Below are 26,363 nucleotides of genomic sequence, written 5' to 3'. Positions count from 1 at the left end.
GGGGCGGGCTGGGCGGTCGTTGGGGCCGGAGGTGGGCCTGGGGCGGGCGTCGCCATCCTCGCGACGGGGACGGGCTGGCCGATCCGTAGCGCCGAAGGTTCGACGGGGCCGCTCCTCGCTGCCACCTGGTCGGGGACGGGCGGGACGGTTGGGGGCTTCGTCCCGGTCCTCGTACCGCTTGGCCCGGGCCACGCGCTTGAGCTTGTGATCGAAACTTTCGGTGGGTTGGAAGATGCCCTCCTCGCCCTTCACGCCCGTGGTCGCACGCACGAGGCGGGCCTGGTTCCGCAGAACCTTCAGGGCCGCTTCCATGTCCGCGGGCATGGGGGCTGTGACGGTGACCTGCTCCTCGGTGACGGGGTGCTTGAAGCCGAGCAGCTCGGCATGCAGGGCCTGGCGATCCAGCAGAGGACTCTCCACGCCATAGACCTGGTCACCCAGCAGGGGGAAGCCCCGATCGGCGAACTGTACGCGGATCTGGTTGCGGCGGCCGGTCTCCAGCTTCACTTCCACCACGGTGTGGCCGGGCAGGCGCTCGATGACGCGGTAGTGGGTCACGGCCTCCTTGGCGCCGGCGGGCATGCGCTTGCCGCCGCCGGGACCCTTGCGGGCGACGGCCACGGACATCTTCAGGGACTTGGCGTGCTCGATGAGGTGGCCGGCCAGGGTGCCGCTGTTCTCCGGCAGCTCGCCCACCAGCACAGCGAAATAGACACGCTGCAGACGGTGCAGCTCGAAGTGCTTCTTCAGGCCGTGGAGGGCCTCAGGCGTCTTCGCGAAGACCAGCACGCCGCTGGTGAAGCGATCCAGGCGGTGCACGATGTACAGGTTGAAGCGCTTGAAGCCCCGGCGCCGATAGGCTTCCGTGATGGCCTCCGCCAGGCTGGGCTCGCCGCCCTGCTCGGCGGGCACCGTGAGCAGGCCAGCAGGCTTGAACACGAAGAGCAGGTGGTTGTCCTCCCACAGCGTCTCGAAGGGGCCGGCCTTCAGCTTGCGCTCCGGGGGCAGCACCTCGTAGGTCTGCTCGGGATCGAATTCCACTCTGACCCTGTCGCCGGCCTTCAGCCGATGGCCGTGCTTCTGCACAATCTCGCCGTTCACGGTGACGCAGTTGCAGTCGATGAAACCTTTGGCCTGCCGGTGGCTGATGACCATGATCCGGTGCAGTTCGGAAGCCAGGGCCGAAGCCTCGTGTTCCGCCTGCCACTCCCGTTCGATGCGTGCCATGGCAGCGCCCTCCGTCATCGCCCCGCGTCCTAATCAACGCCAAGCGGATGGCTAGAAGAGCACGGAAACCCTTATTTTTCAAGCAAAAAGGGAGCGGCTGGCCGCTCCCTTTCGTCGCCTGGTGTAGGCTCGACTACTTGGTCGTGCTCTTGGTGAAGTCGCCCGCCTTCACCACCACGAAGCTGTCGGGGCGGAGGTGTTTGCGGAGAGCGGCGTTGACCTCATCGAGTTTGAGGGCCTTCACCTTGGCTTCCAATTCGGCCTCGAAGAGGACTGGACGGCCCAGGTAGAGGCTTCGGGCCAGCCAGCCGGCGATGGCCTGATCCTCCTGGCGCTCAGTCTTCTCTCCCTGGATCCAGCTGTTGCGGGCGAAGTCCAATTCCTCCCCGGTGAAGCCGTCCTTCAGGGCCTTCTGGATCTCGTCGTTGAAGGCCGCCTCCAGCTTGTCGGTATTTTCGGGTGCGAGGAGCGCGTAGCCGCCCCAGGTGGTGATGGCATCCAGATCACCCACGCGGATGAAGGAACCGGCGCCGTAGCTGAAGCCTTCCTTCTGACGCAAACGATCCGCAAGGCGGCTCTTCAGTGCTCCCCCACCGAGGATTTGATTGGCCATGAAGAAGGCGGGGTAGTCGGGATCGGTGTCCTTCATCGCCCAGCGGGACTGCGCGAGGAAGAAGGCGCCCTTCTTGTCGGGGGTCTCGATGGCCTTGCGCATGCCGGCGGGGACCTTCAATCGGCCGGGGATGCGCTCGTAGGCCGCAGCTGAGGTCCAGGAGCCGAAGAGCTCCGTGACCAGCTTCTGCACCTCCGCGGCGTTGAAATCTCCGGAAGCTGAGAACTGGGCATGATTCGAGCCGTAGAAGGACTGATGGAAGGCTTTCAGGTCCTCAACCTTGAGGGCCTTCAGCTCCTCGAGCCGGGTATCAGGGCCACGGAAGGAGGCGGGGTGGCCGGCGGGATAGGCGTCGAAGGTCTGACCCAGGAACTCCATGACCTTGGACTGGGGTTCGTTGCGCTGGGCTTCGATCCCAGTGGTCTGCTGCTTCACCAGGGTCTCCAGCTCGGCGACCGGGAAGGCCGGTTCGCGCAGCACTTCGCTGACGAGGCGGAGCGCGGCAGCGAGGTTCTCGCGGGGCACGACCAGGGTGACGTTGGCCGACGTGGCCGTGCCGTTGACCATGACCTTGGCCTTCATCTTGTCGAAGGCATCGGCCAGCTCCTGGCGGCTGTGCTTGGTCGTGCCGCGCATGAGCATGGCGCCGACCATGGAGGGCACTGCCTTGCGATCCATCAGCTCCGCCTCCCGGCCGAACCGGAGGTTGAGCTGCATGGTGGCCATGGCCCCCTTGGTTTTCTTGGAGAGCATGGCGCCCTTCAGACCGTTGGGGGCGGTGAACCGTAGCGTGCGAGCATCCACCTTTTCGGGGCTGGCGTCGAAGGCCTCGCCCTGGGCGATGACTTCCCTGCCCTTGTAGTCCTTCACCACTGCGGAGATGTCGGCCATCGGGGCGATCTGGGTGCGATCGGGCTTCTCCGTGGGAATGTACTGGGCCAGCGTCCGGTTGCTGGCCTTGAAGGCGTTCTCGGCAGCCGCCTGGACCTGATTCAGCTTGGCGTCGAAGGACCAGTCCCGGTCGAAGAAGAGGTGGCGCCAGTCTCCTGCGGCCATGCTGTCGCTGAGAGCCACGGCAAGGTTCTTGGTGTCGGAGAAGGTCTGATCCACGGCCATGCGGACCTTGGCCTGGGCCCGTTCCAGCTCCGTGGCGGTGAAGGGCTTGGCCTTCAGATCCTCGAGCTCGGCCAGCAGCACCTGACGCACTTTCTCAACGTCGCCGTCCTTGGGCAGCATGGCGCCGAACATCAGCAGGCCCGGCTCCAGGGTGCTGAAGCCGATGGGGAAGACTTGGGCGGCCAGTTTGGTTTCGACGAGGGCCTTGTAGAGGCGGCCACCCGGGGCATCGGCGAGGATCGAGGCGGCCAGGTCCAGGTGACTGCGGCTGGCGTTGAAGCCCGGGGCCACGTGGTAGCCGACCAGGAGGACGGGCGTGCCGCCCACGCGGCGGATGGTGACACTGCGCTCACCGTCCTGGATGGGATCCAGGGTGTAGGTGGGCTCAAGCGTCCGTGCGGGATTCTTCAGGACTCCGAAGGTCTGGTTGATGCGCTCCAGGGTCTTCGGCTCGTCGAACTGGCCGGCCACCACCAGGATGGCGTTGTCCGGTGCGTAGTACCGGTGGTAGAAGGCACGGAGGTGCTCGACGTTCACCTTCTCGATGTCGGTGCGGGCGCCGATGGTGGACTTGCCGTAGTTGTGCCAGTCGTAGGCCACGGACTGGATGCGCTGGAGGGCCACGCGGATCGGGTTGTTCTCCCCGTTCTCGAACTCGTTGCGCACCACGGTCATCTCGCCGCTCTTGCCATCCTCGCCCCACAGCGTTTTGGCCGTGAAGCTGCTGTTCTGCATGCGGTCTGCTTCGAGATCCAGGGCCTTGCCGAGGTTCACCTCAGAGGCTGGGAAGGAGATGTAGTAGTTGGTGCGGTCGATGGAAGTAGTGCCGTTGAAGTCGCCGCCCAGCTCGTTCAGCAGCTGAGGCACGTTGGGGTGCCTGGGCGTGCCCTTGAAGACCATGTGCTCCAACAAGTGGGCCATGCCCGTCTCGCCGTAGTTCTCGTGGCGGCTGCCCACTAGGTAGGTGATGTTGGTGGTGATGGTGGGCTTGCTGGCATCGGGGAAGAGCAGTACGCGCAGACCGTTGGCCAGCCGGTACTCGGTGATGCCTTCCACTGTCGTCAGCTTGACTGGCGCAGGCAGGGCGGCCGGAGTCGGTGCGGCGGACTTGGCCTTGGAGGCGACCTTTGAGGTCGGGGGCTTCGGGGTCTCGCCCGCCACCAGCGTGAGGGCCAGGGCCCCGCAGAGGGGCAACCACAATCGTCGGAAGAAGGGCATGGAGCCTCCAGGCTGTGAAAGATCCCCGCTGGGGAAGGCATCAGGTTACGAGAGATGCCTGGCCTTGGGCTGTTAAGAATTTGTCCAGGAAACCACGGTGCCCCAATGGCCGAAGCCGAGCACCTAGAACTGCGCGGGCTCTCTAGGGCGCGATGACTTTGCCCTTCTCGGCCTTGCGGACGATCTCCTTCACCAGAAGCAGCGCGTCCTCCTCGCTGAGCCGGTCCTTGAAGGCGGGCATCACCGTGCCAAAGAAGATGCCCTTCCGGATGGTCTTGGCCATGTCGGCGTCGGTCTCCTTGGCATTTTTGGCGGCGTCCGTGAAGTCGCGTCCACCCAGCTTCTTGCCATCGGCGGTGGCAGAGCCGTCGGCCCCGTGGCACTTGACGCAGCTGGCGGCGTAGAAGGATTTGAGCTCGGCCACGGTCTTGGCGGGCGGATTAGCCAGGAGGCCGGTGCAGAGAATGAACGGGGACAAGAGGAAGGGGGATCGCATCGACACCTCAGGACGGTTGAGCGCTCAGCATAGGGTCGGATGCGGAGGTTCGCCAGCGGTTGGCACGACTCCCTGACTGAGCAGGCTGCAGAGTTGCGCCTGCCAGGCCGTCCGCAGATCTTCCAGCTTCAGCCCCTTGCCCTTTCCGGGCGCCCCCTGCAGCAGCCCCTGGGCGCTGGGATGGGGCAGGGCGTGGAGGTCGAAGGCCGGGGCCCCGGACAGGCGGCCCAGCACCCACTCCGCCCGCTTTCCGAAGGCGACGACCCGAAGGGGCGAGGTCCGCCCTTCGGCCGCCCGGGCCAGCTCCGCTGAGAGCCGCGCCAGGTTGGCAGGGGCAAGCAGGTCCCGGTTCGAGGGGGCATGGAAGTGGTCGCCATCCTTCGTGGGGCAGGCGGGATAGGCGTTGCTGAGGGCCGTGCCATGCAGCTGGGGCACCAGGCCCAAGGCTTTGAAGCGCGCGCCGTCCCAGTCCTCCCATGCCGCGTCGGGCACGTCGGCCCGACCCATGGCGGCCAGGACCCGGTAGACCGTGATACCCGCCCCGTCTCCCCAGAATGGGATGCCCGACTGGTCCGCACCGCGGGGTCCGGGGGCCTCCCCGAACAGCATCACCGACACGGCCCCACCTTCAGGGAACAAGGCGGGGATGGGATGGCCTTGGATACGGGGCATGGCTTTCTCCGGGGTGTAAAGTCTAGGGAAGATTCCAGGCAAGCCTGCAGCGAATTCCATGTGAGGCCCAGTGGGGGACCCATGAGGAGCAGCACCCAGATTCTGGGTATCGGCGCCAGGGTTGCGGCCATGATGTCAATCCTGGCCTGCGCCAGTGGCGTTGGGAGTCGCGATGTCCGCATCCCACCCTTCTGGGTCTACGGTCAGGTGGTGACGGCGGATTTCAACGGCGATGGTCGCCTCGATGTCGCCGTGGCATCTACCTTCATCGAGGACTCCATCCATGCGGATGGCGTTCAGGTCTACCTGCGGAACACCATGGGCAGCGTCGAAGCGCCGATTACGTATCCTGTTGGCCCTGGCCCCTGGGGCCTCTGCGCCGGCGACCTGGACGGGGACGGCCGGCTCGACCTCATTGCCTGCAGCCTGGCAACCACCGCTCCCCAACTCAATACCCCCGGAGACAGCGGCAGCCTGTTCGTGCTCCGCCAGAACCCCGCGGCCCCGGGCCACTTCCTGCCCGCGGTCTGGGTGCCCACGGGCGGTGCTGCGGCCGCCGTGGCCGTGGCAGACCTGGACGGGGATGGGCGCTCCGAAGTGGTGGTGGCCGATGGCGTTCATGTCAACAGCCGCGTCCTGATGTTGGCGCAGGCTCCCGGGCAGCCGGGGGTGCTGCTGCCGCCTGTCACGCTGCCGGTGGGCAACGGCCATGGTCCCGGCGACTTGGCTGTGGCAGATCTCAATGGCGACGGGCGGCTGGACCTGGTGCTGGCGGCCTACGATGGGGTGGTGGTTCTCTACCAGCAAGCTGGCGGGGGCTTCTCGGGCCCGGTGCAGTTGGGGAGCGGCCTTCGGATCGTAGGTGTGGCGGTGGCCGACCTGGACGGGGATGGCCGGCTGGACATCGTGGCGGCCAACACGCGGGATGTCCTGTCGGTCAATCGGGCCGACTCCACCCTCCTGGTATTGCTCCAGACCCCGCTCGGAGCCTTTACGACCACGCACTTGCCCACCGTTGACAACGCGAAGCGGGTGGCCATCTCGGATCTCAACGGCGACGGTCGCCCGGATATCACCCTGGTGTCCCAAGGACCCACCTCGAAGGTGTCGGTCTGTTTGCAGTCGCCACTCCAGCGGGGCGTCTTTGCCGTCTCGGCCATCTACGAGGCGCCTGGTCTGCCGGAATTCCTGGCTCTGGGGGATCTCAACGATGATGGTCGGGTGGACATCCTACTTAGCGATGGCCCAAGCGTGCTCTATCAGACCTCCACACCCGGCAGCTTCGCAGTTCCAGTGAAGCTGCGTTGAAGGAGCCAAGCTTCTTCTGGCGGGCCTAGGGCGCGTGGATCCGCCCGGCCGCGCCGCCGGTGGCGGGCAGGGTGTGGCAGCGGTTGCAGTCTCCCGCGGGGGCGCCGCCCATCTCGGTGCGGGTGCCGTTCCGCACCACGGCGGCCTTCTTCAGGGGCAGGGCCAGGGCGGCGCCGGAGAAGAAGTTGCCGGCTGCATTGGTGGTGAACGTGGTGTCCACGGAGTTGGCATCCGTGATGACCACCGTGACCCCTGCCAGGCCGCTGCCGGAGTCCGCGTTCGCAGAGCCGAACACCGTCCCGGACACTGTGAAGCCATGGCAGGCCTGGCAGTTCTGGCCCGGGGCCATCAGCTCGTTGTTCTTGTCGTCATCGTCGTGGCCCCCGCAGGCCAGGGCGGAGGCGATGAGGAGGGCGGCGAGGGGCGGGGTCAGCTTCATGGCTACCCCTGGGGCTGCCCTTCCTTCATGAGGGCCGAGAGGGCCTTGAACTGGGGATGGTTCTTGTCCCGGGCCCACTCGAAGGCCACGGACTCGTGGTTGGTGATGGTGGCTCCGGCGGCGGCCATGCGGTCCAGGGCGCGGTTCCGGTACTCCTCCCCCCGGCCGCTGATGGCATCCCAGCACAGATGAACCTCCTGGCCCGATGCCAGCAGTTCGAGCACGGTCTGCATGACGCAAACATGGGCCTCGATACCCGCGATCACGATCTGGCGCTGCGGGGGCCGCAGCATGGGCCTCGCCTGCTGGAGCAGGGCCTCGAAGCCCGTGTCTCCGCAGCAGCCGAAGGCGGTCTTCTCCAGGAAGAACTTTGGGGTGGCGAGGCCGTCGTAGACGGTGCGGATGCTCTCCTCCGTGGGGCCGATGCCCTTGGGGTACTGCTCGGTGAGCACCACGGGGACGGCGAAGAGGTCCGCCAGCCGGAGGAGGCGGCGGGCCGCCTCCAGCACCGGGGCCGGGCGCTGCACCATGTGGACGAGCTTCCCCTGGAAGTCTATGACGACGAGAATGCTGCGGCTGGCGTCGAGAAGGGCCATGGAACCTCCTGGCTTGCTACCAGATCTTCACCCGATCCGCCGGGGCGAGATAGAGGGTCTGGCCGGGTTTCACATGGAAGGCAGGGTACCAGGCGTCCAGGTTCCGTACGGTGGTGGGCCGGAAGGCGGCCGGGGTGTGGCCATCCGTGAGGATCTGCTGGCGGAGTTGGGGCTCGCGGGTCTTCTCCCGCCAACTCTGGGCGTAGCTGAGGAAGAACTGCTGGTCCCCGGTTAGCCCCTGCACCATAGGCGCATCCTTCCCGCCCAGGGAGAGGCGGTAGGCGTCAAAGGCGGCAGCCAGCCCGGCCACATCGGCGATGTTCTCGCTCAGGGTCTGGCGGCCCTTGATGTGCAGGCCCGGGAAGGGCTCGTAGGCGTCGAACTGCCGCACCAGCCGCTCTGTGGAGGCCTCGAAGTGCTTCAGGTCCTCGGGCGTCCACCAGTTGTTGAGCCTGCCAGTGGCGTCGAAGAGGCAGCCCGAGTCGTCGAAGCTGTGGCTGATCTCATGGCCGATGACGGCGCCGATGGCACCGTAGTCCATGACCATGGGCCGTTTCGGATCGAAGTAGGGAGGCTGCAGGATGGCCGCCGGGAAGTTGAGGGCGTTCATCACCGGCAGATTCACCGCGTTGACCGTCTGCGGCGTCATCACCCATTCCGTGCGGTCGATGGGCTGGCCCAGCTTACGCAGGTTGCGTTCGTACTCGAAGCGCTCAGCGCGCTCCGCGTTGCCGAAGGCGTCCCCGGGCACGATCTTCAGGCCCGAATAGTCCCGCCACCGGTCGGGGTAGCCGACGCCCACCTTGAGCGTGTCCAGCTTGGCGATGGCCTTGGCCTTGGTCTCTGGGGACATCCATGGCAGGGCCAATATGCGGGCCCGGAAGGCTGCGATGAGGTTGGCCACCATCTTCTGGGCGCGCACCTTTTCAGAGGGCGGGAAGTATGTCTGCACGTAGGCCTTCCCGATGGCCTCGCCCAGGGCCTGGTTAGTGGCCGCCACCCCGTAGACCCAGCGCTCGCGGGGCTTGGCCGCCCCGCTCAGGACCTTGCCGTAGAAGCTGAAGGACTGCTCCGACACGGCCATGGGCAGCACCTTCGCCCGGCCCTGGAGAGCGTGGAAGGTGAGGTAGTCCTTCCAGACCTCGAGGGGTACCTCGGCCGTCAGGGAGGAGAGGCCCCTGAATGCATCGGGCTGCCAGACCACGAAGGTCTGCGACTGGGTGAGGCCAGCGGCGGCGAAGTAGGTCTCCCAGTCGAGCCCAGGAGCTTTTGCGCCGAATTCGGACCGGCGCCAGTGGTTGTTGCCCTTCAGGACGTTTCCGGTGTCCTCGCGGCTGGCGTGGACCGTGGCCATGCGCGTCTCCAGGTCCAGCACCGCCCGGGACCTGGCGTCGGCCTCTGGCACGCCCGCCAGCTTCAGCATCGCCGTCACGTGGACGAGATACTGGGCTCGGATCTTGACCATGCCTTCGGAGGGATCCAGGTAGTAGCTGCGCTCGGGCATTCCCAGGCCGCCTTGCAGCAGGAAGGGAGAGTATTTGGTGGGCTCGTCCAGATCCTGGGCCACCCACAGGCCGAAGAGGTTGGCCGTGTCGTAGTTGGTGGCATTCAGCACGTCCACGTCCGCACGCAGGGTGGTGCCGAGGTAGCGGGCCAGGTCCTTGCGGTCCCGGATGGCTGCGATGGCCTTGAAAGTGGGTTGCAGGGGCGCCAGACCCTTGGCCTCGATGGTTTTTTCGTCCATGAAGCTGTTGAAGCAGTCGCCGATCTTCCGAAGCTCCGACCCCGCAGGGGCCTTGGCCGCTGCGGCGGCCCGAATGAGGCTGGCCACCCGGCGATCCGTGCGGTCGGTCACCTCGTGGTCTACGCCGAAGGAGCCACGGTCGCCAGGAATCTCCGTCCGCTTCACCCAGCCCCCGTTCGCGTAGGCGAAGAAATCATCGCCGGGGGCCACGGCGCGATCCATGCCCGCCAGGTCGAGTCCGTGAACGCCAGCCTTGGGAGGGGCGGCCAGCAATGCGGGGAGGGCTAGGAAGAGGGCCAGGATTGAAGACGATCGACGCATGAAAGAACCTCAAAGAGCTGCGCTTGGGAAAGGGCGGTTCAAGGTGCCTGATATCCGTCCGCGGAATGCCGATTGGCAAGCCTTGACCCGGACCTGGGCGGAGGCGCAAGGTGGAGGGGCCCTATTTTATACATCGTCTTGCTATGGAAGGACATCTCATGCGCCCACACGCCTCCTCCCTGACACCCCTGGCCCTGGCACTGGCCACGGCCCTCGGCCAGCCCCTCGCGGCGGTGGACCTGCAGGACACCCGACTGGTGGCCTCGCCGGCCCTCAGCGCCCGCCAGGTGGCCTTCCTCTATGCCGGGGACCTCTGGACCAGCGCCCCCGAGGGCGGGGCCGCCCGGCGGCTCACCACCCGCGGGGGCTGCGTCGGCACGCCCCGCTTCAGCCCCGATGGCCGCTGGATCGCCTACACGGCGGCCCTGGAAGGCAACGCGGATGTCTGGGTGATCCCCGCCGTCGGCGGCGAGCCCCGCCGCCTCACCTGGCATCCGGGCGCTGACTTGGTGCAGGACTGGACGCCGGACAGCAAGGCCGTGCTGTTCACCTCAGGCCGCTCGGTGCACACCGGGCGGTTCACGCAGCTGTTCACCGTGCCGCTGACCGGCGGCATGCCTGTGAAACTGCCCATCCCCAACGCCGCCCGGGCCACCTACTCGCCAGACGGCAGCCACATCGTCTACAACCCCCTGTCGGACGCCTTCCGCCAGTGGAAGAACTACCGGGGCGGCACGGCCTCGCGGCTCTGGATCTACCGCGTCAAGGACCACGACGTCACGCAGATCCCCCAGCCCGAGGGCCGCTGCAACGACATCGACCCCATGTGGATCGGGGGCAAGGTCTACTTCGTGTCCGACCGCGCCGGCGAGTTCAACCTCTTCAGCTACGACCTGGCCACGAAGGCCGTGGCGCAGCTGACCAAGCACGCAGACTTCCCCATCGTGGCCGCCAGCCATGGCGCGGGCCGGATCGTCTACGAGCAGGCGGGCTGGCTCCACAGCTTCGACCCCGGCACCGGGCAGGCCACGCGCCTGAAGGTCGCCCTCGCGGCGGACCTCCCGGAAACCCGCAGCCGCTGGGCCTCCGGCGCCAAGTGGGTGCGGAGCATGGACCTCTCGCCTTCCGGCAACCGCGTGGCCGTGGAGTTCCGCGGGGAGATCCTCAGCGTGCCGGCCGAAAAGGGCGATGCCCGGAACCTCACCCGCACGCCGGGCAGCCACGAGCGCAACCCCGCCTGGTCCCCGGACGGCAAGGCCATCGCCTACGTGTCGGATGCGGGCGGTGAGTACGCGCTGAAGGTGCAGTCCCAGGATGGCAAGGGCGAGGTGCGGAGCTATGCCCTGAAGGGTGCTGGCTTCTACCGCGACCTCAAGTGGTCGCCGGACGGGAAGCGCATCGCCTACATCGACAACGCCATGGCCCTGTACACCCTCGATCTGGGAACCGGCGTGGCGAAGCCCATCTCCAGCGAGCTGCTCTACACGCCCTCGCCAACCCTGACCCACAATTGGTCGCCGGATTCACGCTTCCTCGCCTATACCCGCAACACCGAGTCCGGCCTGCAGCGCATCCACGTCTATTCGGTGGAAGACGACAAGTCCACGGCCCTGACGGATGGCCTGGCCGATGCCGGCGAGCCCGTCTTCGACCGCAGCGGCAAGTACCTCTATTTCACCGCCAGCACCGAAGCAGGGCCCGTCCGGGACTGGTTCGCCCAGTCCAATGCCGATGCTCTGATGCGCGGGAACCTCTACCTCATGGTGCTGGCCAAGGACACCCCATCACCCCTGGCCAAGGAGAGTGACGAAGAGCCCGGTGTCAGCAAAGCGGAAGACAAAGGCAAGGGCGACGAGAAGAAGGGCGCCAAGGCCGAGGTCAAGGTCCGCATCGACTTTGAGGGCCTGGCCGAGCGCATCGTCTCCATCGAGGCCGTCAAGAGCGCCGCTTTCACGGCCCTGGCCCCCGGCGAGGAGGGGAGCCTCTTCTACCTCCGCAAGGCCGGTGGCGAGAACCGCTTCAATGTGAACGAAGCCGCCACGCTCTGCCGCTTCGACCTCAAGAAGCGCGAGGAGACCGTGCTCGTGGAGAAGGCCGATGCCTACCGCCTCTCCGCCGACGCCAAGAAGCTCATCTACCGGCTGAAGGACGCCGCCACCATCATCCCGACCGCGGGCAAGCCCGAGCCGGGCAAGGGCAAGGTGGGCCTGGACGCTTTGCAGGTACAGATCGAGCCCCGCCAGGAGTGGGCCCAGGTCCTCGACGAAGTCTGGCGCATCAACCGGGACTTCTTCTACGCCCCCAACATGCATGGCGCCGACTGGAAGGCCATGAAGGAGAAGTACTCGACTTTCTTACCGGACCTCGCCACCCGCGCGGACCTCAACCGGGTGATCCAGTGGATGTGCTCGGAGCTGGCCGTGGGCCATCACCGCGGCGGCGGCGGCGATCTCCCCGACACGGGGAAGGCCATTCCCGGCGGCCTCCTGGGCGCGGACCTGGACGTGGCCAATGGCCGCTATCGCTTCACCAAGATCTTCGGGGGCCTGAACTGGAACCCGGAGCTGCGCTCACCGCTCACCGAGCCCGGTGTCAACGTGAAGGCCGGCGAATACCTGCTGGCCGTCAATGGCCGCGACCTGGCGGCCCCGGAGAACCTCCACGCCCGCTTCGAGAACACCGCCGGGAAGCTGGTGGAGCTGACGGTGGGAGCCGATCCCACTGGAAAGGGTGCGCGGACGGTGATGGTGGTGCCGGTGGAGAGCGAGGGCGCCCTTCGCAACCGCGACTGGGTGGAGGGCAACCTGAAGAAGGTGCACGACGCCACGGAGGGCCGCGTGGCCTATGTCTACGTGCCCAACACCACGAGCCTGGGCCACACCTACTTCAAGCGCTACTTCTACCCGCAGGCTCAGAAGGATGCTGTGATCATCGACGAGCGCTACAACGGCGGTGGCCAGGTGGCCGACTACTACATAGACCTGCTACGGCGGCCCTTCATTGCCATGTGGGCTATGCGCTACGGCCAGGACCTGAAGACGCCCCAGGCGTCGATCCAGGGCCCCAAGGTCATGCTGGTGGACGAAACGGCCGGTTCCGGCGGCGACCTGCTGCCCTGGATGTTCCGCAAGTTCGGTCTCGGAACCCTGGTGGGTCGTCCCACCTGGGGCGGTCTCGTGGGCACCCTGGGCTTCCCGACGCTCATGGACGGCGGCTTCATCACCGCTCCCAACCTGGCCATCTGGACCGAGAAGGGCTGGGTGGTGGAGAACGAGGGCGTCGCTCCGGACATCGAGGTGGAGCAGCTGCCCAAGGACGTCATCGCCGGCCGGGATCCTCAGCTGGAAAAGGCCATCGAACTCATGAAGGCGGAGCTGAAGAAGAACCCGCCCCAGCAACTGAAGCGCCCCCCCTTCCCGGTGCGGACGAAGTAGCCGCCGCTTTTCCTACAGCCGCAGGGCCGTTTCCGCGGCCGCCTCGTCCTGCGTCTTCAGGTGGTCCAGCTGGATGAGATACCAGCCCAGGGCCGCCAGCAGGGCTTGCCGGTAGTGGGCGGCGGAGCTCATGTCCAGGTCCACGTCACAGGTCTCCAGGTCGGTGGACCCGAGGTCTCGGCCGGGGTGGGCCTGGAGGTGGACCAGGGGCTTGCCATCCCCATCCAGGAAGGCCCCCACGGGGCGGTCCCCCTGGAGCCAGGCCCAGTCGAAGACCGCGCCATCCAGGAATTCGAGCTTCCCGTGCCGGAGGGCGTGCGGGTGGAAGGTGGCCAGGTTGATCGGGCTGCCCTCCTCCCGCAGGGTGGTAACCGGGTTCAGGAGCCCCAGGTGCTTGACGGTCCAGGTCCCCTCGGCCGTCCGGATCCGCGCCAGCGACCGCTCCCTGTCCAGGAAGGCCAGGGTGGCATAGACACCCTGGAGCCCCTGCAACTCGAAGTCAGGAGGGGTCGAGGCACTTCGACGCCAGGCCAAGCTGGCAGACGGAAGTAGCGTGAGCGATTTCATGGCATACCCCTTGTCTCGCGGGGATGCATCCGCGCAGGGGAAAGGTACGTCCATTTCCTCGGTCCTGTTAGTGGCACGGAGCGGGAATCTTCAGGACTGGACCACGCCCCCGTCGAGGTTCAGGCACTGTCCCACCTGCATGGTATTGGCCGGGTTCAGCAGCCACCCGATGCCGTGGGCGATCTCTTCGGCCTGGAAGAACCGTTTCACGGGGACGGCCGCCTCGGCCTGGGCCCGGAAGTGGGCCTCGGTCTGGCCGATGGCGGCCGCAATCTGCCGGATGCCTGTCTGGGCCATGTCCGTGTCCACCCACCCCGGGGCCACGGCGTTCACCACGATGCCCCGGTCGATGAGTTCCAGCGCCAGGGCCTTGGCCAGGCCGATGAGGCCGTGCTTGGCGGCGCAGTAGGCCCCGTAGCCCGGCACGCCGAAGCGGCCCAGGACACTGGAGACCAGGACGACTCGCCCCCCCGCGCCCATGGCTGGCAGGAAGGCCCGCACCGTGTTCCAGGGGCCCGCTAGGTCGGTGGCCAGGATCTCGTCGAAGAAGGCATCCGAGTCCCCATCCACAGGAGTTCTGCCGGAGATCCCCGCGGCGGCCACCAGGCCGTCCAGGGGGCCGGCCAATCCGGCGAGGGCCGCAAGGGTAGAGCGGTCGGCCACGTCGGCCACATGGCTCTCGGCGGTCCCGCCCGCCTCCCGGACGGCCTCGGCCGAGTCTGCCAGGGCCTGGGCGTCCCGGCCCAGGAGGACTAGGTGGGCGGCCTCGGTCTGGGCCAGCCACAAGGCGCAGGCGCGGCCAATGCCGCGTGAACCGCCGGTGATGAGGATGCGTCGGGTCATGGTGGCTCCTTCCCGTTCTAGGCTGGCAGATCATGGGGGTGGCACAGGTTGCAGAGAAGCCTATCTTTTAGATTCCACAGGAGAAAGCGGATGGTTTGCGAGACACAGGGCGAACGGCGGCACGCCTCCACGCCGAGGGATGCGGACAGCCGGGGGGCCCTCTGGACCCTGCCCGATGGCCAGCGCCTGCCCAACCTGGTGGAGGCGGCCCCCCTGGTGGTGGGGGATCCCGCCCACCCGGCACGCCTCCTCCCGACCGACCTGGAGAATCCCGAAGACTTCCACTCCCGCCTGACGGCTTGGCTGCTGCGGCAGGGGCAGAAGGACTAGTAGCCCAGCACGCACCGTGAGTGCAGCCGGGGGATGAGGCTGCTCAACCGGGACTCCGGCACGAGGAAGGCCAGGGACACCGTGCTGCTGCCTGTCAGGAGTCCCCCCACGGGCTCCTGGCCCAGCTCGCCCAGGTGCCGCAGGGCCGCCACCGGATCGGCCCGCAGCCCTTCACCCACCAGCGCCACCACCGCCCAGCCGGATTCACAGACCACGCCTGAGGCCGCCAGGGTGCCCAGCACCTCGGTGGCCGCGTGGGTCTCGGGGCGCACGGCCAGCAGGGTGCCCGCGGGGCTGGAGATCAGGCCAAAGCGCAGGGCGCCGGCCTCCTCCAGGCTTCGGGCCGCCTCCAGGGGGGGCTCGAGGCCCGCCGAGGCCGGGAAGCGCAGGAGGCTGATGCCTTCCTTGTAGGCCACGGAGGTGACAGCGCCGGCCGGACGGACGGGTGGCACAGGCAGGATCTCGGTCCGGGAGGCGCCTGGGCGCAGGGTGTTGGCCACCACCAGGCGGAACCCCGCCCGCCCGCCGGGGGCCAGCGAGTCCGCGTGGAGGACCTTGGCCCCGAAGGCGCTGAGGGCCTCGGCCTCGCCCAGGCTCATCTGGGGGATGGGGCGGGCCTCCTTCACCAGGCTGGGATCAGCCGTGAGGACGCCGTCCACGTCGGTCCAGATCTGGACCTCCTCCGCGTCGAGGGCCTCGCCCAGCAGGGTGGCGCTGGTATCAGAGCCGCCCCGGCCCAGGGTGGTGGTGACGCCCTCGGGCGAGGAGCCCAGGAATCCTTGCGTGACCCAGAGGGCTCCGGCAGCGAGGGCTGCGCGCCAAGGGGCGGCGGCCTCGCGGATGGCCCCGAGCTGGGGGCGGGCCTTGCCGAAGCGGGCGTCCGTCTGCATGACCGCCCGCACGTCCTGGAAGATGCCCTGGAAGCAAAGGGCGGCGAGGTTCGCGGAGAGGGTCTCCCCTACGGCCAGCGCGGTATCCCGGGCCCGGGCCGTGGTCTCACCCAGCATGGCCATGCCCGTCAGGAGCTGATCCAGCCTGGTGAAGAGGGGGGCCCAGGCAGCCGCCACGGCTTGGGTGAGGTCGAGTTCCTCGGCCACGGTCCGGTGGCGTACCTGAATGGTGGAGAGGATCGACTGGGCGGTGGGGAGGTCGCCCCGGCCCGCCGCCGCACAGGCGTCAAGGATCTGGTCGGTGGTGCCCCGCAGGGCGGACACCACCACCAGGCCCCCTGCAGGCAGTTCGTCGCGGACGATGCCGGCGGCCCGGCGCAGGGCCTCGGCGCAGCCCACGGAGCTGCCACCAAACTTGAGGACCTTCAGGCTCATGCCTTCCCCCCTTCCACCGCGGGGAGTCCCAGATCGAAGGGCGTCTCCTGGTAGACGAAGTAGTTCAGCCAGTTGGAGAAGAGCAGGTTCGAGTGCCCGCGCCAGCGGACCTGGGGCGGCCGGGTGGGGTCGTCGCCGGGGAAGTAGTTCTGCGGAATGCCGATGGGCAGGCCCTTGCCGAGGTCCCGGGTGTATTCGCCTTGCAGGGTGCAGGGGTCGTATTCCGAGTGCCCCGTGACGAAGGCTAGCCGACGGTCCGTGGACTGCACCAGGTACACTCCGGCCTCGTCCGACTCAGCCAAGAGCAGTAGCCGCGGTTCCGCCTGGATGTCCACCCGGCGGGTCTCCGTGTGGCGCGAATGGGGGGCACAGAACACGTCATCGAAGCCCTGCACGAGCCGCTCGTTGGCCACCCGCAGGTGGTGGGGGAAGACCCCGAACATCTTCTCCGGCAGGGGGTGCTTGGGGATGCCGTAGTAGCGGTGGAGCGCGGCCTGTGCGCCCCAGCAGATGAAGAGGCAGGAGAAGACGTTCGTCCTGGCCCAGTCCAGGATCTGCGTGAGCTCCGGCCAGTAGTCGACCTCCTCGAAGGGCAGCGTCTCCACCGGTGCGCCGGTGACGATGAGGCCGTCGAAGGCCTGGTGGCGAACCTCCTCGAAGGACACGTAGTGCTCCAGCAGGTGCTCGGCGGAGGTGTTCTTCGAGGCGTGGGAAGCCATGTGGAGCAGGGTCACTTCCACCTGCAGGGGCGTGTTGCCCAGCAGGCGGAGCAGCTGGGTCTCCGTGGCCACCTTGGTGGGCATCAGGTTGAGGATGGCGATGCGCAGGGGGCGGATGTCCTGGTGGAGGGCGCGGCTTTCCTCGATGAGGAACACGTTCTCCGCCTCGAGCACGTCGCGGGCCGGCAGGGAGGCTGGGATCTTGACGGGCATGGGGTCAGGCCTTGGCCAGCGCCAGCTCCAGATCCTCGATGAGATCGGAGATGTTCTCGAGGCCCACGGAGAGGCGGATGAGGTCCTCTGTGACACCTGTGGTCTCGCGCTCGGCGGCGGACAGCTGCTGGTGGGTGGTGCTGGCGGGGTGGATGATGAGGCTCTTGGCGTCACCCACGTTGGCTAGGCGCGAGAAGAGCTGCACACCGTTGATGACGGCCTTGCCCGCCTCGAGCCCGCCCTTCACGCCGAAGGTGAGGATGCCACCGAAGCCCGCGCCCTTGCGGAAGTAGCGGGCCGCTGCGGCATGGTTCGCGTTGCTGGCCAGGCCGGGATAGTTCACCCAGGCCACCTTGGGGTGCCGCTCCAGCCACTGGGCGAGGGCTAGGGCGTTCTCGCCGTGGCGCTGCAGGCGCAGGTGCAGGGTCTCGATGCCCTGCAGGATGAGGAAGGCGTTGAAGGGGCTGAGGGCGGCGCCGGTGTCGCGCAACCCCTCGATGCGGGCCTTGGTGATGAAGGCCGCGGGACCCGCGAGATCCGCAAGCACAGCGCCGTGGTAAGCGGCGAAGGGTTCCGTGAACTCCGGGAACTTGCCGTTCTTCCAGTCGAAGGTGCCGCCGTCCACGATGACGCCCGCGACGGAGGTGCCGTGGCCGCCCAGGAACTTCGTCGCGCTGTGCACCACGATGTTGGCACCCAGTGCCAGCGGGTTCAGGAGGTAGGGGCTGGGCAGGGTGTTGTCCACGATGAGCGGGACACCCGCGGCCTTGGCGATGGCGGCGATGGCCTCGAACTCCGGCACGTCCAGCTTGGGATTGCCGAGGGCCTCGATGTAGATGGCCCGGGTCTGGGGCTTGATCGCGGCGCGGAAGGCCTCTGGGTTCTTCGAGTCCACGAACGTGGTGTCGATGCCCGTGCGGGGCAGGGTGTGGTGCAGCAGATTGTAGGTGCCACCGTAGAGGTTGTCGCCCGCGACGATGTGGTCGCCGTTGCGCAGCAGGGTGTTGAAGGTCAGCGTGATGGCCGCCTGTCCCGAGGCCACGGCGAGGCCCGCGATACCACCTTCCAACTGGGCCACGCGGGTCTCCAGCACGGCCGTGGTGGGGTTCATGATGCGGGTGTAGATGTTCCCGGGAACCGACAGGTTGAACAAGTTGGCCCCATGCTCGGCGGAGTCGAACACGTAGCTCGTGGTCTGGTAGATGGGCACCGCCCGGCTCTTGGTGTCGCTGTCCGCGACCTGGCCGCCGTGGAGGGCGATGGTTTCGAAGTTGGGGTTGGCTGCGCTCATGGCGGCTCCTGAGAAGTGAGGTGAGAAGGCCGAGGCCCTGTCGTCCAAGCAAGTCCAGGAAAAGCAAACATGACAAAGGGGCCCGATCACTCGGGCCCCTTTGTCGCCGTCGTCAGTTCGACACAGCTCGACATCTCTCCGCGATTGCTCACGGCAGGAATTGGCACCTTGCTTTCGCAGGTTGCCAAGGTTTCATAGGGCCCGTCCCTCCACCTTTCTGGATAACTCGCTATGGAACTGACAAGGATCTCGTAAGAGAACGGCCCCAAGGGGCCGGTGAAGCAAGGTAGCGCCGGTAGGAAGCCTTGGCAATACCCTTCGGCACCTTTTGTTGGAACATGAATCAGGAAGGACATTTCCGCTGAGCTACCCGGGGGAATTCCGGGACACTGCTCCCCGGAGCCAGTGGTCATCCAGGGGGACACCATGAAGCAGCTGATCACCGACACCATGCTGATGCCGACCTATGCCACCCGGTTCACCTGCATCGGCGGGGACTGCGAGGACACTTGCTGTGCGGGGTGGGGTGTCACCTTGGACAAGGCGAGTTTCTATCGGTACCAGTCCAGCTTCGACCCCGAGCTCAGGCCATTATTCACGCGGCACGTAAAGCGCTACCCCCATTCCAAATCCGCCGAAGACTATGGCCACATCGAGCTCATAGAGGACGAGTGCCACAGCTGCGCGCTGCTCAGCGAGAAGAAGCTGTGCCGAATCTTTGAGCGCCTGGGCGAACCGGCCCTGTCTGATACCTGCACCTACTATCCGCGGACGATCCACCGGTTTGGCACCCTGCACCAGATGACGCTTACGCTCTCGTGCCCGGAAGCCGCTCGACTGGCCCTGCTCGACCAGGACGCCTTCGAGCTGGTGGGCCAGGAGCAGAACGTCACCCAGGGCTATCTGGGCGTGGTGAAGCCCAGATTCGGACTCACCCTGGAGGTGATGGAGGACGTCCGCACCCTGTTCTTCCAGGTGCTGATGAGCCAAGACATCAGCCTTTCCAGCCGCCTGAAGGTGATCGGCCGCTACGGCGAGCGGCTCCATGATCTGCTCGAAGCCAAGCAAGTTGACGCCGTCCCCGACCTGCTCCAGGAGATGGAGCGTGACCTCGACAGTGGCGCGGCCATGGCCCCGTTCGCCGGCCAGGCGGAACTCCCGGATGTCCAGGCCCAGATCATGGCCCCCTTCCTCCTGGCGTCGCGGGGCTCATTCCAGTCACCCCACGTGAGGGAGGTGCTCGATGAGGTGCTCCAGGGGCTCGGCATCCATGGCGACCTTCTGCCGGAGAGCTCCGTGCTGGTCCGCGCCTACGAAACGGGTCTGGGGCGGCTTGCGCCCGCCCTGGAGGCGGTCCCGTGGCTCCTGGAGCACTACGTCATCAACGAGTTCTTTCGAGAGGTCTTTCCCTGGTCGCAGGATAACCCCAAGCGCCACTACGCCACCCTCATCGTCCGGTTCGCCACCGTCCGCCTGATGCTGGTGGGCCGGGCCGCGGCCCGGGAGGGGACCCTGACGCCGCTGGAACTCGCCGAGACCGTCCAGGTGGCCTGCCGGCGCTACGTGCACGACATGAACTTCACCAAGCAGGCGGGGCAGACCCTGGCCGAGTCGGACTGGGTTTCGCTGGAGAAGCTCCACGCGCTCCTCTAGCACGTTGACCGAAGCTTCCATATCCCTGCCTGACTTTGAGTGGCCTGGAATGGGGATGGCGGGCCACCAGGGGGGGTGCCTACCCGCGCTCTATGGGCGGCCTCCGGTGTGCTTCCTATCACGGGGTGCTCGTCGAGCCAACCGCCTCCAAAACGCCGAGGCCGCAGCACCCCTTCGGTCCCCCGTTTCCGGTGAAATCGGGGAGACTACTCCCCTGGCACCGCCTCCCCGGAGAACAGCATGAAGAAGATGGTCACGGACACCATGCTGATGCCGGCCTACGTCAGCCGCTTTGCCTGCATTGGTGGGGACTGCGAGGACACCTGCTGTGCCGGCTGCTGCATCCAGCTGGACCGGGCGAGCTTCCTGACCTACAAGGCCTCCATCGATCCTGTACTCCAACCCCTGTTCGAGAAGCATGTGCACCGAAATCCCGAGTCGACCTCCGCCGAGGACTTTGGCACCATCGACCTCAAGGATGACGACTGGCATGGCTGTACTTTCCTGAATGACCAGAAGCTCTGTCGAATCTATGAAGGAATGGGTGAGCAGGCCCTCTCGGATACCTGCGCCTACTACCCCCGCACAGTCCTCCAGTGCGGAACCTCGCATCAAGTTGCACTCACCCTCTCCTGTCCGGAAGCCGCCCGCTTGGCCCTGCTGGAGAGGGATGCCTTCGAGCTGATGACCCTGCCTCAGACGGTCAGTCAGGCCTACGTGGGAAGCCTCGAGCCCAGATTCGGGTTCCCGCTGGACGTCATGGATGATGTCCGCCTCCTCCTGTTCCAGGTGCTGGCAAGCGAGGACATCTCGCTGGGCAACCGGCTGAGGGTGATCGGCCTCTTCTGCGATCGTCTGACTGGACTCATTCTTTCACGGCAGACCGCGGATCTCCCTTTGGTTGTCGAGAGCCTGGTGCGCGATTTGGACGACGCTGCAGGCTCGAGTCCCCTCGCAGGCCAGGGGGCCTTCCCCGAGGCGGTGGCTCGGGCCGCCGCCCCATACCTCACAGTGGGCCGGGAAGCCTTCCAGACCCCCCATGTTCGCAAGGTCCTCGAGGAGGTGGGCCGAGGTCTTGGGCTCCAGGACGAGCGGGCTCCGGTGGGTGCGGAGCTGGTCCATGCCTACAAGGTGGGCCTTGAGCGCCTGACACCGGCCCTGGAGAGGGTGCCCTGGCTTCTGGAGAACTACCTGAGGAATGAGTTCCTGAAGGAGTTCTTCCCCTGGGTCCTGGGGAATCCCAAGCGGCACTACGCCACGGTGATCCTCCGCTACGCCTTGATCCGCCTGCTGCTCGCCGGGCGGGCGGCCGCGCGGGAGGTCCCGCTCACCCCTGGCGAGCTCGCCGAGACCATCCAGGTCGGATGCCGTCGCTATGTCAACGACAAGGGCTTCACCCTTTACCTCGCCGAGCATCTGGCCAGGTCCGACTGGGACTCCCTGGAGAGCCTCCACACACTTCTGTAGGGACCATGTCCCAGCTCAAGCCGAGAAGTACCGTGCCTGAGGGTGCCAGGCCACCAGGGCGCTGGTGGTGTATTCGGGGTCCATCTGGTGGGACTCGCTGAGGGTCACGCCGATGGCGCTGCCATCCACCAGATCCAGAAGGGGGCCGTTGCCCTCCAGGTCGGGGCAGGCGGGGTAGCCGTAGGAATAGCGCGAACCCTGGTAGCCCTGGGCGAAGAGGGCACGGCCCGGCAGGTCCTTGGTGTGAATGCCCAGCTCCCGGCGGATGCGGGCGTGCAGCCGCTCGGCGTAGGCCTCCGTGAGCTCCGTGGCGAGGCCGTGGAAGGCGAAGTACTCCGCGTAGCCGTCTTCCTTGTAGAGCTTCGCCGCGTGGTCCGCGGCGGCCTGGCCCAGGGTGACCAGTTGGATGGCCATTACATCCGTCTGATCCCCGTGGAAGAAGTCGGCGATGCAGAGGCGCCGGCCCGCGGCCTGGCGAGGGAAGGGCAGCAGGGCGAGGGTGCGCGACGGATCCGCCGGGTCGAATACCCGCAGGTCGTCGCCCTCGGCACGGACGGGGAAGTAGCCGTAGCGGGCCTTGGGCTGGAAGAGGGGGGCCTTCGCCAGCAGGTCCCGCCAAAACGCCAATTGCGGCTCGGCCTTGTCGCGCAGGACCGCCGCGAAGGCCTCGTCGCTCTGGCTGCCCTGGCTGAAGCCCCAGCGGTTGCGGATGAGGGCGAAGTCGTCCAGGTGCTCGAAGAGGTCCGCGGGTAGGTCACTCAGCTCACGTACGCCCCAGAAGGGCGGCTGCGGCACGGCCGCGTCGTGGCGCACCCAGCTGCTCTGCCCCTGCTCGGTGAGTGCTACTGAGGCGGAACCCCGGTGGAGGACCATGATGCTCCCCTCTGGGGTGGCGGTGTCGGCAGGCGCCGGCACGGCGGTCTCCCCCGCCACCAGTGCCTGCATGTGACGCAGCCCCTCGAAAGCGTCCTCGGCGTAGAAGACAGAGCCCGAGTAGCTGCGGCGGCAGTCGCCCTCCACGTAGTCCCGGGTGAGGGCCGCGCCGCCCAGGATCACGGGCACCTTGAGGCCCAGCTCCTCCATGAAGTGCAGGTTCTCCTTCATGATCACGGTGGACTTCACCAGCAGGCCTGAGAGCCCGATGGCTTCGGCCGGCCAAGCTTCAAGCTCCTTCAGGATCGCCTCGATGGGCTGCTTGATGCCCAGGTTCTTCACTTCGAAGCCGTTGTTGCTGAGGATGATGTCCACCAGGTTCTTGCCGATGTCGTGGACGTCGCCCTTCACGGTGGCGAGTAGGATGCGGCCCTTCTGGTAGTTGGACTCGCGCGGCAGATGCGGCTCGATGCGCTTGATGGCGGCCTTCATGGCCTCGGCGCTCTCCAGCACGAAGGGCAGCTGCATCTCGCCGGAGCCGAAGCGCTCGCCCACCACCTTCATGGCCCCCAGCAGCACCTCGTTGATGAGCTTCAGTGGATCGTGGTCACGCAGGGCCTCGTCCACATCGGCCAGGATGGCCTGCTTCTCACCGTCAAGGATGCCTCGGTGAAGGCGCTCCAGCACAGGCAGATCGGCGCGATGTTCATCGGCGACAGTAGCCTTGCGGTCGCTGAAGCGGGCCATGAGCGCCTTGAGGGGATCGTAGCTCTCGCTTCGGCGGTCGTAGAGAAGGTCCTCGACGATCTTGCGGTCGTCGGGGTCGATCTTGGCCACGGGGATGACCTTCGAGGCGTTGAAGATGGCCATGTCCAGGCCGTGCTTCACGCCGTGGTAGAGCATGAGGGCATTGAGCACGTGGCGGCTGGCGGGGTTCAGGCCGAAGCTCACGTTGCTCACGCCGAGGATGGTCATCACGCCGGGCAGCTCGGCCTTGATGAGCTTCAGGGCCTCCAGTGTCTCGATGGCCGACCCGCGGAACTCCTCGTCACCACTGCCCAGGGTGAAGGTGAGGGGGTCGATGATGAGGTCGCCGGGATCCAGGCCGTACTCGCCCACGGCCAGAGCATGGAGGCGCTTGGCCACCTCGAGCTTCTGTTCCCGGCTCTTGGCCATGCCGCGCTCGTCGATGGTGAGGGCCACAACGGCGGCGCCGTAGGTCTTGCACAGCCCGAGGATTGCCCGGGCCTTGGTGTCGCCATCCTCGAAGTTGATGGAGTTGATGACGCACTTGCCCGGAGAGCGTTGCAGGGCCTTCTCGATGACCGGGAACTCGGTGCTGTCGATCATGAGGGGCAGGGTGATCTGGGAGATGAGGCGCCCCAGCAGCTCGTCGGCGTCCCGCACCTCGTCCCGGCCCACGTAGGCCACACAGAGGTCCAGCAGGTGGGCGCCCTCCCGCTGCTGCTCCTTGGCCAGGGTGACCATGCCATCCCAGTCCTCGGCGGCCAGCAGGTCCCGGAACTTCTTCGAGCCGTTGGCGTTGGTTCGCTCGCCCACGATGAGGGGGGCGGGTTCCTGCTTTAGGGCCACGCTCTGGTAGAGGCTGGCGGCACTGCGCTCCAGGGTGGGTGTGCGCTTCGGGGGGTTCAGCTTCTCGACACCGGGGGCCAGGGCCCGGATGTGGTCCGGTGTGGTGCCGCAGCAGCCGCCCAGGATGGCGATGCCGAACTCCGAAGCCGCGTGCAGCACCTTGGGCGCAAAGCCCGCAGGATCCAGGGGGTAGACCACCTGGCCGCCCCGGTTTTCGGGCAGACCCGCGTTGGGCAGGCAGCTGATGGCGAAGGGACTGGCCTCGCAGAGGGTCTGCAGGTGCTGGTGCATCTCGTCGGGACCCGTGGCGCAGTTGAGGCCCAGCACGTCGATGCCCAGCGGTTCCACGCTGGTGAGCACGGCGGAAATGTCGGAGCCCACCAGCAGGGTGCCCGTGGTCTCCACGGTGGCCTGTACCCATAGGGGGATGCGGCGTTGCTTGGCGGCCATGGCCTCCCTGGCGGCGCGCACGGCCACCTTGATCTGGCCCAGGTCCTGGCAGGTCTCGATTAGGATCGCATCGGCACCGCCGTCCAGGAGGCCTTCCATCTGCACCCGGTAGGAGGCCAGCAGGTCCGCGTAGCCCACATGCCCCAGCGTGATGAGCTTGGTGCCAGGCCCCACGGAGCCGATGACGAAGCGGGGGCGGTCGAAGCTGCGGGCCACCTCCTTGGCGATGGAGGCTGCCTGGACATTCAGGTCGTAAGCCTTGGCGGAGAGGCCGAAATCCCCCAGCACCAGGGGATTGGCGCCAAAGGTGTTGGTCTCCACCGCATCGGCGCCCGCCTTGAAGTAGCTCTCGTGGATCTCGCGGATCCACTGGGGTCGCCGCTCCGTCAGCAGGTCCACGCAGCCCTCCAGGGCCGAGCTGCCGTAGTCCTCCACCGTGGGTTTCCGCGCGAAGATCTGCGTACCCATGCCGCCATCCAGCAGGAGTACTTTCTCGCGGAGAAGCTGGTCGAGGGTCTGCATATCAAAGCCCCAGGTAGTCGATGGCGACATCGCCGTGGACACAGACCTGGCAGGCCAGGCGCTGGTCAGCGGAGGCGTCCAAGCCCTTCAGGAAGTCGCGTTCCTCGGGGCCGGCCTCACTGCAGTGCCCCAGACCTTCCACGACGCGCACGCGGCAGGTACCACAGGAGCCCGTGCGGCAGCCAAAGGTGATGTCGGCGCCGGCGGCATCGGCGATGCGCTGCAGGGAGGTGCCTGCCGGCGCCTCCACCAGCAGGTCCTCCAGGCGGAAGTGGACCTTCACCATCGGGCCTCCGGCTTGGGCAGCAGGGGCGCAACCAACTCCACTTGGCCGAAGGGTGCAGACAACTGCAATCCACGGATCCTGGGCCGGATGGCTTCGATGACTTCCTGGGCAATGGCCAGGCCCTCCTTGACCTGGTCCTCGGCGGTGGACCACTTCGCCATTCGAGTAAGCACGGCCGGTGGCACGTAGGCCCCCGGCACCTCGTTGGCCATGAACTCGGCGTTGCGCAGGCTCTTGAGGGGCCAGATGCCCGCGATGATGGGCAGGCCGCCCTTGCCATCCAGGGCCTCGGTGAAGTCCAGGAAGCGGAAAAGGCTCTCCGGTTCGAACACAGGCTGAGTGATGGCCCACTGGGCCCCGGCCTCCACCTTGTAGCGGAAGCGCGTTTTTTCGCGCTCGAGGTCCGCGGCCACGGGATTGGCGCCCACGCCCACGCTGAAAGAGGTGGGCTTGCCGATGCCGGCGCCACCGAGGTCGAGGCCCGTGTTCAGGCGCTTGATCATGTTCACCAGGCCGATGGCGTCCACGTCGAAGACGGCGGTGGCCTGGGGGTAGGGGCCCAGCTTCGGGGGATCGCCGGTGACTGCCAGGATGTTGCGCAGGCCCAGGCCTGCGGCACCCAGGAGATCGCTCTGCATGCCCAGCAGATTCCGGTCGCGGCAGGCGTAGTGGAGGATGGTCTCCAGGCCAACCTGCTGCTCGATGATCAGGGCCGTGGCCAGGGCCGACATCCTGGCCATGGCGCGGGGGCCGTCGGGCACGTTGATGGCATCCACGCCTAGGGCCCGGCACTGGCGGGTCTTGGCCACGAGCTTGTCGTACTCCATGCCCTTTGGCGGTACCAGCTCCACGGTGTGGACGAACTCGTTCTGCGCCAGCTTGAGGCTGAAGCGGCTGCGGAAGGCGAAGGGCACCTCGGGCTGGGGCTGCTCGTGGGGCTTCAGCTCGAAGCCGCCGCCCGCCTGCACGAAGGCGCGCTCCTGCTGGAAGGCACCCCGCATGGCGCGGATGTGGGCGGGCGTGGTGCCGCTGCACCCCCCCACGGCC

Annotated in this window: 20 protein-coding genes and 1 riboswitch; of the genes, 5 read left to right on the top strand and 15 right to left on the bottom strand. The window is 67.0% G+C overall.

What is annotated here, in order from left to right:
* The 4 genes from WAS25_RS03220 to WAS25_RS03205 form a co-directional block, all read right to left on the bottom strand.
* Positions 1 to 1,227 (bottom strand): RluA family pseudouridine synthase (locus tag WAS25_RS03220; protein ID WP_422310065.1); only part of this gene is annotated, 1,227 nt, incomplete at its 3' end.
* A 133-nt stretch (positions 1,228 to 1,360) separates the two neighbouring features.
* The gene (locus tag WAS25_RS03215) at positions 1,361 to 4,174 is read right to left on the bottom strand and encodes a M16 family metallopeptidase (protein ID WP_422310064.1); all 2,814 of its coding nucleotides are present in this window, start codon (positions 4,172 to 4,174) and stop codon (positions 1,361 to 1,363) included.
* A gap of 142 nt (positions 4,175 to 4,316) precedes the next feature.
* On the bottom strand, positions 4,317 to 4,670 hold the full coding sequence (locus WAS25_RS03210) for a c-type cytochrome (protein WP_422310063.1): 354 nt from the start codon (positions 4,668 to 4,670) through the stop codon (positions 4,317 to 4,319).
* A gap of 24 nt (positions 4,671 to 4,694) precedes the next feature.
* On the bottom strand, positions 4,695 to 5,342 hold the full coding sequence (locus WAS25_RS03205; protein WP_422310062.1) for a uracil-DNA glycosylase family protein: 648 nt from the start codon (positions 5,340 to 5,342) through the stop codon (positions 4,695 to 4,697).
* 81 nt (positions 5,343 to 5,423) lie between these two features.
* Here WAS25_RS03205 and WAS25_RS03200 point away from each other — a divergent pair, with 81 nt between their 5' ends.
* Positions 5,424 to 6,650, top strand: coding sequence for an FG-GAP repeat domain-containing protein (locus tag WAS25_RS03200; protein WP_422310061.1), 1,227 nt, complete (start codon positions 5,424 to 5,426; stop codon positions 6,648 to 6,650).
* 25 nt (positions 6,651 to 6,675) lie between these two features.
* Here WAS25_RS03200 and WAS25_RS03195 read toward each other — a convergent pair whose 3' ends face one another.
* Genes WAS25_RS03195 through WAS25_RS03185 form a run of 3 tightly spaced genes read right to left on the bottom strand, consistent with a single transcriptional unit; the run spans position 6,676 to position 9,750 of the window.
* Positions 6,676 to 7,089, bottom strand: coding sequence for a carboxypeptidase-like regulatory domain-containing protein (locus WAS25_RS03195; protein ID WP_422310060.1), 414 nt, complete (start codon positions 7,087 to 7,089; stop codon positions 6,676 to 6,678).
* 2 nt (positions 7,090 to 7,091) lie between these two features.
* The gene (locus WAS25_RS03190; protein WP_422310059.1) at positions 7,092 to 7,685 is read right to left on the bottom strand and encodes an isochorismatase family protein; all 594 of its coding nucleotides are present in this window, start codon (positions 7,683 to 7,685) and stop codon (positions 7,092 to 7,094) included.
* 16 nt (positions 7,686 to 7,701) lie between these two features.
* Entirely contained in the window at positions 7,702 to 9,750 is a 2,049-nt protein-coding gene (locus WAS25_RS03185; protein ID WP_422310058.1) for a M13 family metallopeptidase, read from the bottom strand.
* 158 nt (positions 9,751 to 9,908) lie between these two features.
* Between WAS25_RS03185 and WAS25_RS03180 the strand changes: the two genes are divergently transcribed.
* The gene (locus tag WAS25_RS03180; protein ID WP_422310057.1) at positions 9,909 to 13,184 is read left to right on the top strand and encodes a S41 family peptidase; all 3,276 of its coding nucleotides are present in this window, start codon (positions 9,909 to 9,911) and stop codon (positions 13,182 to 13,184) included.
* A gap of 12 nt (positions 13,185 to 13,196) precedes the next feature.
* On the opposite strand, the gene WAS25_RS03175 is transcribed toward WAS25_RS03180, so the two are convergent.
* Positions 13,197 to 13,751: a hypothetical protein gene (locus WAS25_RS03175; RefSeq protein WP_422310056.1), complete on the bottom strand. Its 555-nt coding sequence runs from the start codon at positions 13,749 to 13,751 to the stop codon at positions 13,197 to 13,199.
* A 90-nt stretch (positions 13,752 to 13,841) separates the two neighbouring features.
* Positions 13,842 to 14,594, bottom strand: coding sequence for an SDR family NAD(P)-dependent oxidoreductase (locus WAS25_RS03170; RefSeq protein ID WP_422310055.1), 753 nt, complete (start codon positions 14,592 to 14,594; stop codon positions 13,842 to 13,844).
* A gap of 90 nt (positions 14,595 to 14,684) precedes the next feature.
* Here WAS25_RS03170 and WAS25_RS03165 point away from each other — a divergent pair, with 90 nt between their 5' ends.
* On the top strand, positions 14,685 to 14,924 hold the full coding sequence (locus WAS25_RS03165; RefSeq protein WP_422310054.1) for a hypothetical protein: 240 nt from the start codon (positions 14,685 to 14,687) through the stop codon (positions 14,922 to 14,924).
* Here the strand turns inward: WAS25_RS03165 and WAS25_RS03160 are convergent.
* The 3 genes from WAS25_RS03160 to WAS25_RS03150 are packed head-to-tail and all read right to left on the bottom strand — an operon-like array spanning position 14,921 to position 18,472.
* Complete coding sequence (locus WAS25_RS03160; RefSeq protein WP_422310053.1) at positions 14,921 to 16,249, bottom strand: aspartate kinase; 1,329 nt, start codon at positions 16,247 to 16,249, stop codon at positions 14,921 to 14,923. The genes WAS25_RS03165 and WAS25_RS03160 overlap by 4 nt on opposite strands.
* Positions 16,246 to 17,181: a homoserine O-acetyltransferase MetA gene (gene metA / locus WAS25_RS03155; protein ID WP_422310052.1), complete on the bottom strand. Its 936-nt coding sequence runs from the start codon at positions 17,179 to 17,181 to the stop codon at positions 16,246 to 16,248. The genes WAS25_RS03160 and metA overlap by 4 nt, the downstream gene beginning before the upstream one ends.
* A gap of 4 nt (positions 17,182 to 17,185) precedes the next feature.
* Positions 17,186 to 18,472, bottom strand: coding sequence for an O-acetylhomoserine aminocarboxypropyltransferase/cysteine synthase family protein (locus tag WAS25_RS03150; RefSeq protein WP_422310051.1), 1,287 nt, complete (start codon positions 18,470 to 18,472; stop codon positions 17,186 to 17,188).
* Between the two features lie 127 nt (positions 18,473 to 18,599).
* A riboswitch (SAM riboswitch) is annotated at positions 18,600 to 18,700 on the bottom strand.
* A gap of 198 nt (positions 18,701 to 18,898) precedes the next feature.
* On the opposite strand from WAS25_RS03150, the gene fliB (WAS25_RS03145) reads away from it, so the two are divergent.
* On the top strand, positions 18,899 to 20,125 hold the full coding sequence (gene fliB / locus WAS25_RS03145) for a flagellin lysine-N-methylase (protein WP_422310050.1): 1,227 nt from the start codon (positions 18,899 to 18,901) through the stop codon (positions 20,123 to 20,125).
* A gap of 240 nt (positions 20,126 to 20,365) precedes the next feature.
* Complete coding sequence (gene fliB / locus WAS25_RS03140; protein ID WP_422310049.1) at positions 20,366 to 21,592, top strand: flagellin lysine-N-methylase; 1,227 nt, start codon at positions 20,366 to 20,368, stop codon at positions 21,590 to 21,592.
* 15 nt (positions 21,593 to 21,607) lie between these two features.
* Here fliB (WAS25_RS03140) and metH read toward each other — a convergent pair whose 3' ends face one another.
* The 3 genes from metH to WAS25_RS03125 form a co-directional block, all read right to left on the bottom strand.
* Positions 21,608 to 25,030 carry a methionine synthase gene (metH, locus tag WAS25_RS03135; protein ID WP_422310048.1) on the bottom strand — a complete coding sequence of 1,141 codons (3,423 nt, stop codon included), beginning with the start codon at positions 25,028 to 25,030 and terminating at the stop codon, positions 21,608 to 21,610.
* Position 25,031: 1 nt separating this feature from the next.
* The gene (locus WAS25_RS03130) at positions 25,032 to 25,316 is read right to left on the bottom strand and encodes a 2Fe-2S iron-sulfur cluster-binding protein (protein ID WP_422310047.1); all 285 of its coding nucleotides are present in this window, start codon (positions 25,314 to 25,316) and stop codon (positions 25,032 to 25,034) included.
* The coding region (locus tag WAS25_RS03125; protein ID WP_422310046.1) for a methylenetetrahydrofolate reductase at positions 25,310 to 26,363 on the bottom strand (1,054 nt) is incomplete at its 5' end. The genes WAS25_RS03125 and WAS25_RS03130, both read right to left, overlap by 7 nt.

It is taken from the genome of Geothrix sp., from assembly GCF_049292215.1.
Classification (GTDB): Bacteria; Acidobacteriota; Holophagae; order Holophagales; family Holophagaceae; genus Geothrix.
The sequence above is the reverse complement of the archived record's forward strand: the minus strand, read 5'-3'. Positions and strand labels throughout refer to the sequence as shown.

Coding starts and splice junctions, on each gene's coding strand:
- WAS25_RS03215 (WP_422310064.1), bottom strand. CDS start 4,174: ATGCCCTTCTTCCGACGATTGTGGTTGCCCCTCTGCGGGGCCCTGGCC.
- WAS25_RS03210 (WP_422310063.1), bottom strand. CDS start 4,670: ATGCGATCCCCCTTCCTCTTGTCCCCGTTCATTCTCTGCACCGGCCTC.
- WAS25_RS03205 (WP_422310062.1), bottom strand. CDS start 5,342: ATGCCCCGTATCCAAGGCCATCCCATCCCCGCCTTGTTCCCTGAAGGT.
- WAS25_RS03200 (WP_422310061.1), top strand. CDS start 5,424: ATGAGGAGCAGCACCCAGATTCTGGGTATCGGCGCCAGGGTTGCGGCC.
- WAS25_RS03195 (WP_422310060.1), bottom strand. CDS start 7,089: ATGAAGCTGACCCCGCCCCTCGCCGCCCTCCTCATCGCCTCCGCCCTG.
- WAS25_RS03190 (WP_422310059.1), bottom strand. CDS start 7,685: ATGGCCCTTCTCGACGCCAGCCGCAGCATTCTCGTCGTCATAGACTTC.
- WAS25_RS03185 (WP_422310058.1), bottom strand. CDS start 9,750: ATGCGTCGATCGTCTTCAATCCTGGCCCTCTTCCTAGCCCTCCCCGCA.
- WAS25_RS03180 (WP_422310057.1), top strand. CDS start 9,909: ATGCGCCCACACGCCTCCTCCCTGACACCCCTGGCCCTGGCACTGGCC.
- WAS25_RS03175 (WP_422310056.1), bottom strand. CDS start 13,751: ATGAAATCGCTCACGCTACTTCCGTCTGCCAGCTTGGCCTGGCGTCGA.
- WAS25_RS03170 (WP_422310055.1), bottom strand. CDS start 14,594: ATGACCCGACGCATCCTCATCACCGGCGGTTCACGCGGCATTGGCCGC.
- WAS25_RS03165 (WP_422310054.1), top strand. CDS start 14,685: ATGGTTTGCGAGACACAGGGCGAACGGCGGCACGCCTCCACGCCGAGG.
- WAS25_RS03160 (WP_422310053.1), bottom strand. CDS start 16,249: ATGAGCCTGAAGGTCCTCAAGTTTGGTGGCAGCTCCGTGGGCTGCGCC.
- metA (WP_422310052.1), bottom strand. CDS start 17,181: ATGCCCGTCAAGATCCCAGCCTCCCTGCCGGCCCGCGACGTGCTCGAG.
- WAS25_RS03150 (WP_422310051.1), bottom strand. CDS start 18,472: ATGAGCGCAGCCAACCCCAACTTCGAAACCATCGCCCTCCACGGCGGC.
- fliB (WP_422310050.1), top strand. CDS start 18,899: ATGAAGCAGCTGATCACCGACACCATGCTGATGCCGACCTATGCCACC.
- fliB (WP_422310049.1), top strand. CDS start 20,366: ATGAAGAAGATGGTCACGGACACCATGCTGATGCCGGCCTACGTCAGC.
- metH (WP_422310048.1), bottom strand. CDS start 25,030: ATGCAGACCCTCGACCAGCTTCTCCGCGAGAAAGTACTCCTGCTGGAT.
- WAS25_RS03130 (WP_422310047.1), bottom strand. CDS start 25,316: ATGGTGAAGGTCCACTTCCGCCTGGAGGACCTGCTGGTGGAGGCGCCG.